At 71.1% G+C, this 15,764-nt stretch carries 17 protein-coding genes; 9 read left to right on the top strand and 8 right to left on the bottom strand.

Annotation, left to right across the window (positions count from 1 at the left end; all coding sequences use genetic code 11):
- The first annotated feature begins 45 nt into the window (after positions 1–45).
- The 5 genes from fabG (at position 46) to ACWD5Q_RS31840 (ending at position 4,859) form a co-directional block, all read left to right on the top strand.
- Positions 46–807, top strand: coding sequence for a 3-oxoacyl-ACP reductase FabG (gene fabG / locus ACWD5Q_RS31860; RefSeq protein ID WP_451430551.1), 762 nt, complete (start codon positions 46–48; stop codon positions 805–807).
- A 19-nt stretch (positions 808–826) separates the two neighbouring features.
- Complete coding sequence (locus tag ACWD5Q_RS31855) at positions 827–1,585, top strand: SDR family oxidoreductase (RefSeq protein ID WP_451430550.1); 759 nt, start codon at positions 827–829, stop codon at positions 1,583–1,585.
- Between the two features lie 194 nt (positions 1,586–1,779).
- A complete protein-coding gene (locus ACWD5Q_RS31850; protein ID WP_451430549.1) occupies positions 1,780–3,360 on the top strand; it encodes an ABC transporter substrate-binding protein in 1,581 nt (526 codons plus the stop codon).
- Positions 3,361–3,451: 91 nt separating this feature from the next.
- Positions 3,452–4,135, top strand: a complete 684-nt coding sequence (locus tag ACWD5Q_RS31845; RefSeq protein WP_451430548.1) for a uracil-DNA glycosylase — start codon at positions 3,452–3,454, stop codon at positions 4,133–4,135.
- Positions 4,136–4,301: 166 nt separating this feature from the next.
- Positions 4,302–4,859 (top strand): hypothetical protein, encoded by a 558-nt coding sequence (locus ACWD5Q_RS31840; RefSeq protein ID WP_451430547.1) that lies wholly within the window; start codon positions 4,302–4,304, stop codon positions 4,857–4,859.
- Positions 4,860–5,063: 204 nt separating this feature from the next.
- Here ACWD5Q_RS31840 and ACWD5Q_RS31835 read toward each other — a convergent pair whose 3' ends face one another.
- Together ACWD5Q_RS31835 and ACWD5Q_RS31830 are read right to left on the bottom strand one after the other, a co-directional pair.
- Positions 5,064–5,525: a hypothetical protein gene (locus ACWD5Q_RS31835; protein WP_451430546.1), complete on the bottom strand. Its 462-nt coding sequence runs from the start codon at positions 5,523–5,525 to the stop codon at positions 5,064–5,066.
- 70 nt (positions 5,526–5,595) lie between these two features.
- A complete protein-coding gene (locus ACWD5Q_RS31830; protein ID WP_451430545.1) occupies positions 5,596–6,108 on the bottom strand; it encodes a DinB family protein in 513 nt (170 codons plus the stop codon).
- Between the two features lie 132 nt (positions 6,109–6,240).
- On the opposite strand from ACWD5Q_RS31830, the gene ACWD5Q_RS31825 reads away from it, so the two are divergent.
- Positions 6,241–7,152, top strand: coding sequence for a Gfo/Idh/MocA family protein (locus ACWD5Q_RS31825; protein WP_451430544.1), 912 nt, complete (start codon positions 6,241–6,243; stop codon positions 7,150–7,152).
- On the opposite strand, the gene lnt is transcribed toward ACWD5Q_RS31825, so the two are convergent.
- The 4 genes from lnt to ACWD5Q_RS31805 all read right to left on the bottom strand — a co-directional run bounded on the left by lnt (position 7,070) and on the right by ACWD5Q_RS31805 (position 10,608).
- Positions 7,070–8,644: an apolipoprotein N-acyltransferase gene (gene lnt / locus ACWD5Q_RS31820; RefSeq protein ID WP_451430543.1), complete on the bottom strand. Its 1,575-nt coding sequence runs from the start codon at positions 8,642–8,644 to the stop codon at positions 7,070–7,072. The genes ACWD5Q_RS31825 and lnt overlap by 83 nt on opposite strands.
- A 90-nt stretch (positions 8,645–8,734) precedes the next feature.
- Positions 8,735–9,256 (bottom strand): nuclear transport factor 2 family protein, encoded by a 522-nt coding sequence (locus tag ACWD5Q_RS31815; RefSeq protein ID WP_451430542.1) that lies wholly within the window; start codon positions 9,254–9,256, stop codon positions 8,735–8,737.
- Between the two features lie 115 nt (positions 9,257–9,371).
- Complete coding sequence (locus tag ACWD5Q_RS31810; RefSeq protein ID WP_451430541.1) at positions 9,372–9,986, bottom strand: hypothetical protein; 615 nt, start codon at positions 9,984–9,986, stop codon at positions 9,372–9,374.
- A 442-nt stretch (positions 9,987–10,428) separates the two neighbouring features.
- Positions 10,429–10,608, bottom strand: a complete 180-nt coding sequence (locus ACWD5Q_RS31805) for a hypothetical protein (protein ID WP_451430540.1) — start codon at positions 10,606–10,608, stop codon at positions 10,429–10,431.
- A gap of 233 nt (positions 10,609–10,841) precedes the next feature.
- Here ACWD5Q_RS31805 and ACWD5Q_RS31800 point away from each other — a divergent pair, with 233 nt between their 5' ends.
- Positions 10,842–11,639: an SAM-dependent methyltransferase gene (locus ACWD5Q_RS31800; RefSeq protein ID WP_451430539.1), complete on the top strand. Its 798-nt coding sequence runs from the start codon at positions 10,842–10,844 to the stop codon at positions 11,637–11,639.
- 169 nt (positions 11,640–11,808) lie between these two features.
- Here ACWD5Q_RS31800 and ACWD5Q_RS31795 read toward each other — a convergent pair whose 3' ends face one another.
- The gene (locus ACWD5Q_RS31795; protein WP_451430538.1) at positions 11,809–12,684 is read right to left on the bottom strand and encodes an undecaprenyl-diphosphate phosphatase; all 876 of its coding nucleotides are present in this window, start codon (positions 12,682–12,684) and stop codon (positions 11,809–11,811) included.
- Positions 12,685–13,116: 432 nt separating this feature from the next.
- Between ACWD5Q_RS31795 and ACWD5Q_RS31790 the strand changes: the two genes are divergently transcribed.
- The gene (locus ACWD5Q_RS31790; protein WP_451430537.1) at positions 13,117–13,545 is read left to right on the top strand and encodes a VOC family protein; all 429 of its coding nucleotides are present in this window, start codon (positions 13,117–13,119) and stop codon (positions 13,543–13,545) included.
- A gap of 377 nt (positions 13,546–13,922) precedes the next feature.
- On the opposite strand, the gene ACWD5Q_RS31785 is transcribed toward ACWD5Q_RS31790, so the two are convergent.
- Complete coding sequence (locus ACWD5Q_RS31785; protein WP_451430536.1) at positions 13,923–14,393, bottom strand: winged helix-turn-helix transcriptional regulator; 471 nt, start codon at positions 14,391–14,393, stop codon at positions 13,923–13,925.
- Positions 14,394–14,505: 112 nt separating this feature from the next.
- Here ACWD5Q_RS31785 and ACWD5Q_RS31780 point away from each other — a divergent pair, with 112 nt between their 5' ends.
- Positions 14,506–15,675, top strand: a complete 1,170-nt coding sequence (locus ACWD5Q_RS31780; protein ID WP_451430535.1) for a thiolase family protein — start codon at positions 14,506–14,508, stop codon at positions 15,673–15,675.
- Positions 15,676–15,764 lie beyond the last annotated feature (89 nt).

The following is a 15,764-nucleotide window of genomic DNA, read 5'->3' as shown; positions in this document are numbered from 1 at the left end:
GTTCCGAAGGTGTTCGGGGCTTTCCAAGGGCGAGGAGAACCAGCAATGTCCACCACTGAGCAGCGGGTCGCCGTGGTCACCGGCGGTGCGCGCGGCATCGGCGCCGCCACCGCCGTACGGCTGGCCGCCGAGGGCCGTGCCGTCGCGGTGATCGACCTCGACGAGGCCGCCTGCAAGGACACCGTCGAGAAGATCACCGCCGCGGGCGGCACGGCCCTCGCCGTCGGCTGCGACGTCTCGGACGAGGCGCAGGTCGAGGCGGCCGTGGCCCGTATCGCCGAGGAGTTGGGCGCGCCGACGATCCTCGTCAACAACGCGGGTGTGCTCCGCGACAACCTGCTGTTCAAGATGAGCGTCTCGGAGTGGGACACCGTCATGAGCGTGCACCTGCGCGGCGCCTTCCTGATGTCGCGGGCCTGTCAGAAGCACATGGTCGACGCGCACTTCGGCCGGATCGTCAACCTCTCCTCGTCCTCCGCGCTCGGCAACCGCGGCCAGGTGAACTACTCCGCCGCCAAGGCCGGTCTGCAGGGCTTCACCAAGACCCTGGCCAAGGAGCTGGGCAAGTTCGGCGTCACCGCCAACGCCGTCGCCCCCGGTTTCATCGCCACCGAGATGACCAAGGCCACCGCCGAGCGGGTCGGCATGGGCTTCGAGGACTTCAAGGCCGCGGCCGCCACCCAGATCCCCGTGCAGCGCGTCGGCGAGCCCGAGGACATCGCCAACGCGGTCGCCTTCTTCACGGGCGAGGCCGCCGGATTCGTCTCCGGCCAGGTGCTGTACGTGGCCGGCGGACCGCTCGACTAGGACCCGGGAGAACACGGACATGACCGAACTGCCCGAACTCTCCGGCAAGGTCGCCCTCGTGACGGGCGCCAGCCGCGGCATCGGCTACGGCGTCGCCGAGGCGTTCGTCGCCCGTGGCGACCGGGTGTGCATCACCGGACGTTCCGAGGACGCCCTCAAGGAGGCCGTCGACCGGCTCGGCGCCGACCGCGTCATCGGTGTCGCCGGCAAGGCGCACGACGAGGCCCACCAGGCGGTCGCCGTGCAGCGCACCATGGAGGCCTTCGGCCGGGTCGACTTCCTGGTCAACAACGCCGGGACGAACCCGGTCTTCGGCCCGATCGCCGACCTCGACCTCAATGTGGCGCGCAAGGTGTTCGAGACCAACGTCGTCTCGGCGCTCGCCTTCGCCCAGCGGACCTGGCACGCCTGGCAGAAGGACAACGGCGGCGCGATCGTCAACATCGCCTCGGTGGCCGGTCTGTCCGCCTCGCCGTTCATAGGCGCCTATGGCATCAGCAAGGCCGCCATGATGAATCTGACCATGCAGCTCGCCCATGAGTACGCGCCCCTGGTGCGGGTCAACGCCATCGCCCCGGCCGTCGTGAAGACGAAGTTCGCGCAGGCCCTGTACGAGGGCCGGGAGGCGGAGGCCGCCGCGGCCTACCCGCTCGGCCGGCTCGGTATGCCCGCGGACATCGGCGGCGCCGCCGCGTTCCTGACGTCGGACCAGTCCGACTGGATCACCGGCCAGACGCTCGTCGTCGACGGCGGCATGTTCCTGAACGCCGGGGTCTGACGAGGTGAGCCGTCGGCACGGGCGTCCGTTGACACAATGGGCGCCCGTGCCGACGTATCCGAGACACCCGGACGGATGACAACGTCGTCATATACGCGCTGATCACAAGCCCTCCGCGAACCCGGTCCCGGCGGCCTGGGGCTGCGGTAGGGTCTGCCGCCAACCTCTGGAACGGCTGATCGAGGAGTGCGCGCGTGCTCAACCGGAACCGTTGTCTGCGTCGGCTTGCGGCGATTACGTCCATGTCCCTGGTGGCCGGCTGCGGCGCGCTCTCCTCGGGTTCCTCCGACGACAAGGAGCCGATCGTCGTGGGCACCACCAGCGCCCCCAGTACGCTCGATCCGGCCGCGTCCTGGGACGGCTCCTGGGAGCTGTTCCGCAACATCTACCAGACCCTGCTGAGCTACCCGACCGGTGCGTCGGTGCCCGGGCCCGACGCCGCCGACTTCTGCGCCTTCACCGACGGAACGAACCGCGTCTACCACTGCGTGCTGCGCAAGGGCATGACCTTCTCCGACGGCAGAGCGCTGGACGCGCGCGCCGTGAAGTACTCCATCGACCGGATCCGCACGATCAACCTGCCGGGCGGTCCCGCGGGCCTGCTGGGCAGCCTCGACCACATCACCACGCGCGGCGACCGCGACATCGTCTTCCATCTCAACAAGCCCGACGCCACCTTCCCCTTCGTGCTGGCCACCCCCGCCATGTCGATCGTCGACCCCGACGCCTATCCGGCCCACTCGCTGCGCAAGGACGGCAAGGCCCTCGGCTCCGGCCCCTACCGCCTCACGTCGTACGAGGAGGGCAAGCAGGCCGAACTCGTGCGCAACACCCGCTACAAGGGGTTCGCCGAGCGCCGCAACACCGCGGTCACCATCCGCTACTTCCAGGACTCGGGCGCGATGGTCTCCGCGCTGCGGTCGAAGCGGATCGACGTCACCTACCGGGGGCTGGCCGCCCCCGACATCGTCTCCCTGCAGAACAAGGCGTCCAAGGAGTCGCTCCAGCTGATCGAGGGCGCCGGCACCGAGATCAGCTACCTGGTGTTCAACCCGAAGGACGCCTGGGCGGGCAGACGTGCCGTGCGCCGTGCCGTCGCCCAGATCGTCGACCGCCCGGCGATCGCCCACAAGGTGTACAAGGGCACCGTGGACCCGCTGTACTCGATGGTGCCCAAGGGGCTCACCGGCCACACCACGGGCTACTTCGACGACTACGGGAACCCCAGTACCCCCAGGGCGCGCAAGATCCTGGCGGACGCGGGCATCACCGGCAGGGTTCCGCTCACCCTCTGGTACACCACCGACCGCTACGGCTCCGAGACCGGCCCGGAGTTCCAGGAGCTCAAGAGCCAGCTCGAGAGCTCGGGCCTGTTCACCGTCACCCTGGAGAGCCGCCCCTGGAAGACCTACGTGGAGGGCTACCGCAAGGGCGCGTACCCGGTGTTCGGGCGCGGCTGGTTCCCCGACTTCCCGGACGCCGAGAACTTCATCGCACCCTTCGTGGGCGAGCAGAACGCGCTCGGCACGCCCTACCCGGCACCGAGGATCACCGGGGCGCTGCTGCCCGAGTCCCGGCGCGAGAGCGACCGTGCGAAGGTGGTCAAGGAGTTCGAGGAGGCCCAGCAGATCCTCGTCGACGACGCCCGGCTGCTGCCGCTGTGGCAGGGCAAGCAGTACGTCGCGGCCAGCGAGGACATCTCCGGCGGGGAGCGGTCCCTGGACCCGTCGACGATCATGATGATGTGGGAGCTGTCCCGCAAAACCAGCTGGTAGACCGGGCCCCGGGCGGGGCCGCGGCCCCGGTTGTCAGTGGTCGCCTGTAGGTTCTTGACCTGGAAGTGACCGCACATCGGAGGAAGTTGACGTGACCGACATCGCCATGCTGCCGGAGTCCTGGCGGGGCGTTCTGGGCGACGAACTGCAGCAGCCCTACTTCAAGGAGCTGACGGAGTTCGTCGAGGAGGAGCGCGCCAAGGGTCCCGTCTACCCTCCCCGCGAGGAGGTCTTCGCCGCGCTCGACGCCACGCCGTACGACAAGGTGAAGGTGCTCATCCTCGGCCAGGACCCGTACCACGGCGAGGGCCAGGGACACGGCCTCTGCTTCTCCGTGCGCCCCGGGGTGAAGACGCCGCCCTCGCTGCGGAACATCTACAAGGAGATGCAGCAGGAGCTGGGCACGCCGATCCCGGACAACGGCTATCTCATGCCGTGGGCCGAGCAGGGCGTGCTGCTGCTGAACGCGGTGCTCACGGTGCGTGCCGGTGAGGCGAACTCGCACAAGGGCAAGGGCTGGGAGAGGTTCACGGACGCGGTGATCCGCGCCGTGGCCGACCGGCCGGATCCGGCGGTGTTCGTGCTCTGGGGCAACTACGCCCAGAAGAAGCTGCCCCTCATCGACGAGACCCGGCATGTCGTCGTCAAGGGTGCGCACCCCTCGCCGCTGTCCGCGAAGAAGTTCTTCGGATCGCGCCCGTTCACGCAGATCAACGAGGCGGTGGCCCGGCAGGGGCACGAGCCGATCGACTGGACGATTCCCGACCTCGGGTGAGACGGCGCGGCGCGGGGCGGGTTCGGATCCCGGTCCGGATCCGCCCGGCCATCGGACGTCCCGCGCCGTCACCGGCTTGGCCCAGCGCCCTGCGGAGCCGCCTGAGCGTGATTGTCGGCGGGGGCGGTTAGCGTCGTGGTAATGGGCGACGAGCGTGGAGGACGCGGTGGCGAAGCGACAGGGGCAGGCGGCGCCGGACGCCCTGATGAGCCGGATCGGTCAGGTCGTCATGCTGCACCACGGCGGAGACCGCGAGGAGGCCCGGGACCGCTTCCTGGGGCTGTGGGCCGAGATCGGCGAGGACGGCGACCCGCTGCACCGCTGCACGGTGGCGCACTACATGGCGGACACCCAGGACGACCCGGCGGACGAGCTGGCCTGGGATCTGAGGGCGCTGTCAGCCGCCGAGGAACTCAGCGACGAACGCCTCGCCGCGCACGACGGGGCGCTCGCCGTGCGCGCGTTCTTCCCCTCCCTGCATCTGAACCTGGCCGCGGACTATGTGAAGCTGGGCCGCTGCGAGGCCGCGCGCACCCATCTGAGCCGGGCGCGCGGCGCGGCCGGCGCCCTGGGCGACGACGGCTACGGCGCCGGCATCAGGACGGCGATCGCCCGCCTGGAGCGGCGGCTCGCAACGGAGCCACCGACGAACAGCCCACCCGAGCCGGGGCCCCCGAAGGGCCCGGGCGGAGAGACCCTGGGACCGCCCAGACGCCGGTCGTGAACGCCGGGCATCACCGGCTCGGGGCGGCGGGCCGGCCCTTGTGCGGGGCGCGTGATGCCGGGGCCGCTCACCGGCCGTAGGCGCCTTGGCAGCCGGGCCGGCTCGCGGGCGCGGGTGTTTCTGCGGCGGTCTCCGCTCACCGACCGTAGCCGCCTCTCTGGCCGCCTCCGCTCATCGGCCAACTGTCTCTGCGGACGGGTCCGCTCACCGGCCGTAGGCGCTCCGGCAGATGTCCGCCTCCGGGCTGCCTCGCCGCCACCCTCCGTAGCTGCGGCCGAGCGCGCACACGTCCGGGTTCCCGGCGAGCAGTCCGGGCGCCATCGGTGGCACCTCGATGCGGGGTCCGGGCCGCTCGCGTCCCGGGTGCGCAGACGTGGAGCGCTGGTGCGGGACGGCCGTCCGCGCGGTGGCCGAGGCCGACCGGGGCATGCGATGCCCGTCGGCGGCCGGTGACGGAGGACGGGAGGCCCCGACCATCTCCAGCGCCTCCCGCGCCGGGGCCTGCACCACCCGGGGCGCCATGTCGCCGTCCGCCCGCGGAGCCGAGGACTGCGAGGGCGCCCGAGGCGGGAGCGGAGCGGACGGCCGCTGGAGGGTCACACAGCCGGTGAGGGCCGAGACGGCCACGGTGACCAGGAACGCTGCACGCGTCGTCGTTCGATGCACCCGCGCAACTCTGCTGGTTTCGGCGGGCTTTGGGGCGCGGACGGGCGGAGCATGCCCCGCACGGGTGACCTCAGTCCCCGGTGGCCCCGTCGATCCGCTCGCGGATCAGATCGGCGTGCCCGTTGTGACGGGCGTACTCCTCGATCATGTGGGTGTAGATCCAGCGCAGGTTGAAGGGCTCGTCGGTGAACCTGCTCCGGCCCTCGGAGAGGTCGTCCAGAGCGAATCGGGCGGCCTGGCGCCGGGCGATCTCGATCTCCCCCTGCCAGGTGGCGTACGCCTCTGCCCAGGTGTCGTCCTCGGTGAGGTGGAAGTCCCCGTCCTCGTCCTCGTCGCTGAAGTAGAGGGGGCCGGGGTCGTCACCGACGAGCACCTTGCGGAACCAGCCGCGCTCCACTTCCGCCATGTGCCGCACCAGCCCCATCAAGGACAGCTCGGACGGTTCCACCGCGGCGGTCCTGAGCTGGGCGTCGGTGAGGCCCTCGCACTTCCACGCGAGTGTCTGGCGGTGGTAGTCGAGCCAGCCTTCGAGCATGGCTCGTTCACCGGCGTTCTGGGCGGGTTCGGTGCGTTGGGTGGTCATGGCCGCATCCTGGCGCACCCCGCCCGTCCCCGCCACGCATTTCCGCGGGGCGGGCGGCCGCCGGCGACCTCGCCGTACGGCGGCCGTATGCTTCCGACGAGGCACTCGCAGGCAATCCCAGGAGACACCCACGTGAAGGTCGGCTGCATCGGACTCGGTGACATCGCGCAGAAGGCGTACCTGCCGGTGCTCGCGCTGCAGCCGGGAATCGAACTGCACCTCCAGACCCGGACCCCCGCGACCCTGCACCGTGTCGCCGACGGTCTGCACCTGCCCGAGCGGCAACGGCACGCCGGTCTGGACGCACTCCTCGACCAGAACCTCGACGCGGCGTTCGTGCACGCGCCCACCGTCGCCCACCCCGAGATCGTCGCCCGGCTCCTGGAGGCGGGCGTCCCCACCTACGTCGACAAGCCCCTCGCCTACGAACTCGCCGACTCCGAACGGCTGGTGCGGCTCGCGGAGGAACGGAACACCGGTCTGGCGGTGGGCTTCAACCGGCGTTACGCACCCGGGTACGTGCAGTGCGCCGACCATCCGCGCGAGCTGATCCTGATGCAGAAGAACCGCGTCGGGCTGCCCGAGGAGCCCCGCACCATGATCCTCGACGACTTCATCCATGTCGTCGACACGCTGCGGTTCCTGGTCCCGGGACCGGTCGACGACGTGACGGTACGGGCCCGTGTCGAGGGCGGTCTGCTGCACCATGTGGTGCTCCAGCTCGCCGGCGACGGGTTCACCGCGCTCGGCGTGATGAACCGGCTCAGCGGCTCGGCGGAGGAGATCCTGGAGGTCTCCGGGCAGGACACCAAGCGGCAGGTGCTCAACCTCGCCGAGATCATCGACCACAAGGGCCAGCCGACCGTGCGGCGGCGCGGGGACTGGGTGCCGGTGGCCCGGCAGCGCGGTATCGAGCAGGCCGCACTCGCCTTCCTCGACGCCGTCCGGGCCGGCAAGGCGCTCAGCGCCCGTGACGCACTGGCGACCCATGAGCTGTGCGAGCGGGTGGTCGCTGCGGTGCTGGAGCGTTCCGCCGTGCGCTGAGCGCCCGGACGCCCTCCGCGGCGCCCAGCGCGGCGATCACCAGCAGGGCCCCGTAGACCGGCCAGTCGCCGTAGCGGTCGTAGGGCGTGACTCCGTGGGCGAGCGGGACGTCGTAGACCACCGACGCGCTCCGGCCGGTGCCGAGCCAGGAGCCGACGCGTTCACCGCCCGGGCCGTAGACGGCGGAGACGCCGGTCAGGGTGGCGTGCACCATCGGGCGGCCGGTCTCCGCGGCGCGCAGCGCGGCCAGTGAGGCGTGCTGTTCGGGCGCCCAGCTGTGCTGGAACGTCGACGTCGACGACTGGGCGAGCAGCAGCTCGGCCCCGTCCTCGGCGAGATGGCGGCTCATGTCCGGGAACGCGGACTCGAAGCAGACCATCGGGCCCACGCGCAGTCCGTGACCGGCGTTCATGATCACCTGTTCGGTGCCGCGCCTGCGGTCCTCGGGGGCCGCCTTGCCGACCGAGGTGGCCCAGCCGAGCACGGACCGCGCCGGTATGTACTCGCCGAACGGAACCAGCCGCATCTTGTCGTAGCGTTCGCCCGTCGGACCGTGCGGGCCGATGAGCACGGAACTCTTGTAGATGCCGGGGCGGTCGGAGCGGCGGGCGTCGACGTTGACGAGGATGTCGGACTTCACCAGCCGCGACAACGCAGCGACCCGGTCCGTCAGATCGGGCCGCTGCGCGAGGTCGAAGCCGACGCTGCTCTCGCCCCACACGACGAGGTCCACGTCCTGCCCGGCGAGACGACGGGTCAGCTGCTCCTCGCGCTCGAACCGTCTGGTGCCGCTGTCCGTGCCGGCTATGACGCCCGGCTGGACGACGGCGACGCGCACCCGTCCATCGACGTCCGGGCGCGGCGACCAGGCCCATGCCGCCGATGCCGCCGTGGCCGTCACGACGAGCCCGGCCACGGCCACCACGCGCGACGCCCGCACCGCCACGAGCATCGCCAGGGCGATGTTGACGCCCACGACCAGGAAGCTCAGCAGCCAGACCCCGCCGATGGAGGCCAGGCGCAGCGCGGGCGCCACCTGCCACTGGCTGGAGCCGAGCAGCCCCCAGGGCCCGCCGAGCCCCTGCCACGAGCGGACCAGCTCGACCACCAGCCAGCCGGAGGGCAGGACGAGAAGGGCGGCGGCCAACCGCCTGGGCGAGGGCATCCCGCCCAGGAAGCGCCGCACCAGGACGCCCCAGGGCGCCCACAGCGCCCCGAGCAGCGCCGCGATGACGAAGGTGAAGACGTTCAGACTCGGTATCAGCCAGTGGTGCACGGCGGTCATGAAACCGAAGCCGCCGAGCCAGCCGTCGTACGCGGCCCGCCTCGGGGTCGGCGCGGACCGGACGAGCAGGATCCACGGGACCAGGGCGACGTACGCGAACCACCACCAGGACGGCGCGGGGAAGGCGAACACCGGCAGCGCGCCCGCGAGCACGGCGGCGGCACCGCGCCACCAGCGGGAGGCGAGCCAGTCGTCGGGCATCCTCATGCGGCGCATTCCACCCCGGTGCATGTCTCCAGTGTGCGCGCTGGGGAAGATCCACGACAGAGGGCCTGGGCGCACGGCGGTGGGGCGCGCTCAGGTGGCCGGGTCCTCACGAGGCTGCCGCGGGAGGCTGCGCCATTTCTCCCGGGCGACCACCTCGTGCAGCCGCCACCCCTCCTCCGTCCGCACAAACGCGAACGCGTACCGGCCGCCGCACACGAGGTCCGGCGCGGACGGGCCGTCGTCCGTCCCCGGGAGACGCTTCGACCCCGAAAGGCGCTTCGACTCCGCGAGACGCATCGGGTTGAGGTAGTCGGCCCGGACCCGGGCGGTGTCGCCGACGTCGTGCGCGAGGGTGCCGAAGCGTACGTGCCGGTTCACGATCAGGTGTTGGCGCACCGGGAACGGCCGCATGCTCCGCTCCAGCCATCCGGCGACCTGACCGGCGTCCCCCTCGATGCCGCCGGCCGAGCGGTAGTCGGCCCGTCCGTCCGGGGTGAACAGTTCTCGGTACGCCTCCCAGTCTCCGTCGTCCACGGCTGCCGCGTACTCGGTGACGAGTCCGTCGACGGCCAGGCGGTCCATCACGGTCGCGAGGTTCACGCGCTGGGTCATCGGCTCAGTGTTGGGGACGCGGGATGCGCAGCCAAGGGGTGTGCGCGGGGTTTCGGGCAGCCGCCCGGGGCGTGGGCGGGCGGCGGGGTGGGGCCGCGGTGCGGCGGGGGCGCGGTCACCACATGTCTTCGCGGCCGACCACCCGGAAACTGCCCGCGACGTTGTCGTCACTGAACATGCTCGCGCGGAAGAACTCGTCCCCGTTCAGGAAGTCGCCCTCGCCCGAGGTGCTGGGTACGACGCCGAAGGTGCTGCCGCGGGGACCGACGGTGGCGACCGGGGCGCCGTTGTCGCACGTGAAACCACGGTAGACCTCAACGAACTTGTCGCTGTCGTTGTCGATGCTGAAACTGCTGGAGCCGAGCCCGCTCGCCGCGGTGATACAGCCCTCCGGGGCGGCGGAGTACGTCCGTTCGTTGAAGTGGATCCAACCCGGCCCGCGGTGGTGACGGCGGCGGTCGTGGCCCTTCTTCGAGCCGCCCTCGTCGCTTCTGTCATGGGCGTCGCCGCCACCGTTCGCGGCCGGGGCGGCCGGGGCCGCCGGGGCTGCATGCCGGGCATGCGCGGCCTTCGGGGCGGGACGGACGGCGTGCGCTGCCTTTTGGGCCGCGTGCTTCGCGGGCGGGGCCGCCTCGGTGGATTCGACGGTCGCGGCGTAGGTGAGGCCGGTGGTGGCCAGGACCGCGGTGGCCACTACGGCTGCGGTCACGGCAAAGGTACGCGTGGGCATGTCACTTCTCTCTGTCGCAGAGGCGCCGGCCGGGCAGCCGATCTGCGATGAACGTACTGACAGCCCTTCATAACTGTCATATCGGACATGTCTGGCGTGTGAGGTCATGGGGCCGATCGGGCGTATTCCCGGCGTGGCGCGTCGACACGCCGCCCTCATCTGTGCCAGGCGTGCGGTGGACGGGCGTGGCGCGGCGCTCGGAGCCGTGGGGGGCGAGGAGGCCGCGGGGGCGCACGGCTGAAGGAGGCGCACGCGCACAGGGGGTGCGGCGGGGAGAGGGGCACCGGCCGGCCCCGGGCTCATGTGGCCCGCGCCTCAAGGGATACCCGGACGGGCGGCGCTCTCTCGGCGCCTGCGGAATACCACCCGATGCCGACAAATGCCTGTCGTGGTACGGCTGTTGCCTCCATGCGTGCCGAACCGGGCCCTTTCGGCGGCGTCTTCAGGCCGCCTCGATGACCTCGCCGCGCATCGCCGCGGCCCACCTCACGACCAACAGCTCGTACTCCGCGCGCTCCTGGGTCGACAGGGAGCCGCCCGCACGCAGCCATAGCGCGCGGATCCGCTCGTTCAGGTCGTTGGCGGACCGCGCGGAACCAGGGCTCTGGAAATCGGGGGACATGCGGGCAAGCCTAGGGGTAACGGTGACAGCCCGCCACCGTACGACTGCGCACACGGTATGTGGTTGGTCACGGTCGAATCCGTGGACGGGAGGTGGAGGACCGGGGCGGCGCTTCGAGCCGGCCCCACCGGCGCCTGCGGCGCAACGGGAGGCGTGAGCATGGGAGTTGCTGTGGGAGGCTGTCGTCAGGCGTTCGCGGATGGGGCCGTGGCGGCTGTCGAGAGGAGTGCAGCGTGAGACAGGACGGCTTCCGCGCCGAGGAGATCGACACCAGCAGGCCGCACCCTGCGCGGATCTACGACTACCTGCTGGGCGGCAAGGACAACTACGAGGTGGACCAACGGGCCGGCGACGAACTCGCCGCCGCCGCACCCGAGGTGCGGATCGGCCTGCAGGCCAACCGCGCCTTCCTGCGGCGCGCCGTCCGGCACGTTGTAGGCAGCGGCGTCCGCCAGCTTCTCGACGTCGGCACCGGGCTGCCGACCTCGCCGAACGTGCATGAGATCGCCCACGAGGTGGCCCCGGACGTACGCGTCGCGTACGTCGACAACGACCCGATCGTGAAGGTGCATGCCGACGCGCTGCTCAGCCGTTCCGGCGCGACCAGCATCGTGCTCGCCGACCTGCGCGACCCGCGGTCCGTCGTGGACCACCCTGACGTCCGCCGGGTCATCGACTTCGACGAGCCGGTCGCGCTGCTCCTTGTCGCCGTCCTGCACTTCCTCACCGACGAGGAGCGGCCCGAGCAGGTCGTCGCCACCCTGCGCGACGCACTTCCGGCCGGCAGCTTCCTGGTGCTCTCGCACGCCACGGACGACTTCGCCGATCGCAGCGAGGCCCAGGCCGTCTACAACAAGGCCACGGCCACCCTGAACCTGAGGTCCCGCGCCGAGGTCGAGCGCTTCTTCGACGGCTTCGACCTGGTCGAACCGGGCCTGGCCCAGGTCCCGTTCTGGCGCCCGGACACCCCTGTGCCGGCGAGGTCCGGTGAGATCGGCTTCTACGGGGGCGTGGCGCGCAAGTCCGGTTGAGCGGCCATCCTCCGCGAGGCGGACGGGCGGGGGAAGCTCGCGGGCGACGTTTCCGGCTGAGGGCGACGCCCCCTCGTCAGCCGCTCGCAGGGGGCTTCGCCACCCCGGGCGACAGACAGGGGAGTGGGAGACGGTCAAGGGAGGGACAGGGCTCGATCGCCCCGCCCGGTCAGCCCGCGGACTCGGCCGCGTGGGGACTCAGGACACCCGCGGCGACCAGGGCGATGATGAGCACCCCCAGCCCGACCCGGTACCACACGAACGGCATGAAGCTCTTGGTCGAGATGAACTTCATGAACCAGGCGATGACGGCGTACCCGGACACGAACGCGATGACCGTCGCGAACAGCGTCGGCCCCCAGCTCACCTGCCCCGTCTCCGCGGCGTCCTTCAGTTCGAAGGCGCCCGACGCCAGAACGGCCGGAATGGCGAGGAGGAAGGAGTAGCGCGCCGCGGCCTCGCGCCGGTAGCCGAGGAACAGGCCGCCGCTGATCGTGGCGCCGGACCGCGAGACTCCGGGGATCAGGGCCATCGCCTGGCAGATGCCGAAGACCAGGCCGTCCTTGACGTTCAGATCGGCCAGCGTCTTGCGCTGCTTCGGCAGCCGGTGCCGGCCGCCGGCCTCGCCACGCGCCGCGAGCCGGTCCGCGACGCCGAGGATCACACCCATGACGATCAGTGTGGTCGCCGTGATCCGCAGATCGCGGAAGGGCCCCTCGATCTGGTCCTTCAGGGTCACGCCGAGCACGCCGATGGGTATAGAGCCGACGATCACCAGCCAGCCCATCTGCGCGTCGTGGTCCTGCCGCATCGTCTTGTCGAACAGCGAACGGAACCAGGCGGAGAGGATGTTCGCGATGTCCTTGCGGAAGTAGATCAGCACGGCGGACTCCGTGCCGATCTGGGTGATCGCGGTGAAGGCAGCTCCCGGGTCCGTCCAGCCCGCGAAGGCCGCGGTCAGCCGCAGATGGGCACTGGAGGAGACGGGGAGGAATTCGGTCAGCCCCTGGACGAGTCCGAGGATGAGTGATTCAAGCCAAGACATGGAGTGATCGGGTCCAAGCGCTGATCGTGGAAGCGACGACGGGCACACCGAGCCGCGGCATGCCGTGCGGCGGCCGGTGATCGGATGTCGGATGGCAGCGTAGCGCTCCGGGATGACGGTGCCATCACCGGGGCTTTACCAGCGCTTGGGGTGGCCGGGCGGCAGTGCGCCGGGTCCTGCCCCGGCCGGTGGGCCGGTCCGCGGGCCGAGGCGGCCGAATTCGGGTCCCCCGGGCCGCGGCCGACGCCAGGCCGACGCTAGAGTCGGCCGGGTGACTGCCGGGTCGGCCGTGGGCCATACACGAGTGAGGCGCCCGGCCTCGGCGTGAGCGCGAGGCGGGCCAGAGCCCCGCCTTCTTCTCCGGGTTCCCGCTTCGGCGCCCGCGTGCGGCGCCCTCGTCCCGTGCATCTCACGACCCGGAGAGATCTTCTGATGACATCCGAGCAGCAGCACCCCCACACATATGAACCTCCCACCGCCGCCGTTCAGTTGAACCACACGGCCGTCTACGCGAGGGACCGGCGCCTTTCGGCCGCGTTCCTCGCCGGGATACTGGGCCTGGAGGTCGGTGCCCCGATGGGGCCCTTCGTGCCCGTGGACCTCGGCAACGGGGTGACCCTCGACTACTACGAGAAGCGCGACGAGCCGATCCAGTCGCAGCACTACGCGTTCCTCGTGCCGGAAGAGCAGTTCACCACCATGATCGCCCGACTGGAGACGCGCGGAGTCACGTACTACGCCGACCCCCGCCACACCGAGCCGGGCCGGACGAACCGCCTGTTCGGCGGTCACGGCGCGTACTTCGACGACCCGGACGGCCACAACATGGAGATCATGACCCGCCCCTACGTGCGGCCCTAGTGCCGCGGCAGGCAACGTTTGCCCGTTAAGGAGCGGCGTCCGGTGCGTGCTCTCGGCGTGCCGGCCGGAAGACCTCGTACTGGATGTACTTGGACTTTCGGGCGGTGCGGCGAGTGGGGGTACCCCCCTGCTCGAAGAGCTTGGGGGAGCGTGCCGGGCGTCGCGACGGGGCGAACGTTGCCTGCCGGGGCACTAGCAGGTCGCCCGCAGGCCGTCCGGCCTGCCATGGCCGCGCGGTCCCCTCTGTGAGGGGGCCGCGCCCGGCGAGGGTGGGGTGCCACAACTGGGAGGCGTATGTCGCCACCGGGGGCCGTACGGCACGGCGCCGTATCCGGGCCCACGGGAGGCGGCGTGCGCGGGGCTCCTGGATGGAGTTCTCAGGCCGCGGCCGGGCCCGGCACCGTCCAGCCCGGTGCCTGGGGGTGTGCCGTCAGCTCCCCGTGCCGGACCTCCCCGCCGCAGGCGGAGCAGGTGACGAGCGGGGTCAGCGCGTGGCCGCAGCCGTGCTCGATCACCATGGGGCGGTCGTCGTCTCCGTGGAGATGGCGGTCGCCCCATGCCATGAGGGTCATCAGCACCGCCTCCAGCTCCAGGCCCGCGGCCGTGGCTCGGTACTCGTAGCGCTGCGGGCGCTCGCTGTACTTCCTCTTCGTCAGGATCCCGCCCTCCACCAGGCGCTTGAGCCGCGCGGCGAGGACATCGCGCGGGGCGCCGATGTTGCGCACGAGCTGGTCGAAGCGCCCGTTGCCGAGGCAGACCTCGCGCAGGACGAGCAGGGAGTACTTCTCGCCGACGAGGGCCAGCGTGTCGGCGATGGAGCAGGGGCGCGGATCTCTGGAGGCGGCCATACGTCCAGTCTAGGGGAGGGTTTGTTTTTCAAACTCTGGGAGTTATGGTGGATCCAGATTTCCTACTCACCGGTAACGCCGCTTCGGCACACCGGGCAAGGAGGCCCGTACCATGCGTGACGCCGTGATCGTGGAAGCCGTACGCACCCCGGTGGGCAAGGGCAAGCCCAACGGCGCGCTCGCCTCCGTCCACCCCGTGGAACTCCTCGCGCACACCCTGCGCACCCTCGTCGAACGCTCCGGCATCGACCCGGCGCTCATCGACGACGTCATCGGCGGCACCGTCGACCAGGTCGGCGAGCAGGCCATGAACATCACCCGGTACGCCGCGCTGTCCGCGGGCTTCCCGGAGGCGGTGCCCGCGACCACCGTGGACCGGCAGTGCGGCTCCTCCCAGCAGGCCGTGCACTTCGCCGCCCAGGGCGTGCTGTCGGGCGCCTACGACATCGTCGTGGCCTGCGGCGTGGAGTCCATGAGCCGCGTACCCATGTGGTCGAACGTGCCCGCCGGCAAGGACCCCTTCGGGCCCGGAGTCGCCGCGCGCTACCCGGAGGGCCTCGTCCCGCAGGGCATCAGTGCCGAGCTGATCGCCGCCAAGTGGTCGATCAGCCGCGAGCAGATGGACGCCTTCGCCGCGTCCTCCCACCGCAAGGCCGCGGCCGCGTGGGACGCCGGCCTGTTCACCGCCGAGACGGCCCCGCTGGAGGGGCTCACGCGCGACGAGTCCGTCAGGCCCTCCACCACCCCCGAGATCCTCGCCGGACTCAAGCCCGCCTACTACGACCCGGGCTTCGCCGAGCGGTTCCCGCAGATCGAGTGGAACGTCACCGCCGGCAACGCGAGCCCGATCAACGACGGCGCCTCGGCGGTGCTCATCACCACCAGCGAGACCGCGGCCCGGCTCGGCCTGCGCCCGCTCGCCCGGCTGCACAGCTTCGCGGTCACGGGCTCCGACCCCCTCCTGATGCTCACCGGGGTCATCCCCGCCACCGAGAAGGTGCTGCGCAAGGCGGGTCTGACGCTCGGTGACATCGACCTCTTCGAGGTGAACGAGGCCTTCTCCAGTGTCGTCCTGGCCTGGCAGCAGGAGACGGGCGCCGACCTCGCCAAGGTCAACGTCCACGGCGGGGCCATCGCCCTCGGCCACCCGCTGGGCGCGAGCGGCACCCGGCTGACGACCACCCTGGTGCACGCGCTGCGCGAGCGTGGAGCACGGTACGGGTTGCAGACGATGTGCGAGGCGGGCGGACTCGCCAACGCCATGATCCTGGAAAGGGTCTAGTAGGGCTTCGTTAGGTAGCCCAACTGCCGTCTGATCGGTAGCGTGTGATCTTGTATCGGGTATGACACCCGAGGAGATGGATGAGGTCC

This window comes from Streptomyces sp. NPDC002513 (genome assembly GCF_053595355.1).
The sequence above is the reverse complement of the archived record's forward strand: the minus strand, read 5'-3'. Positions and strand labels throughout refer to the sequence as shown.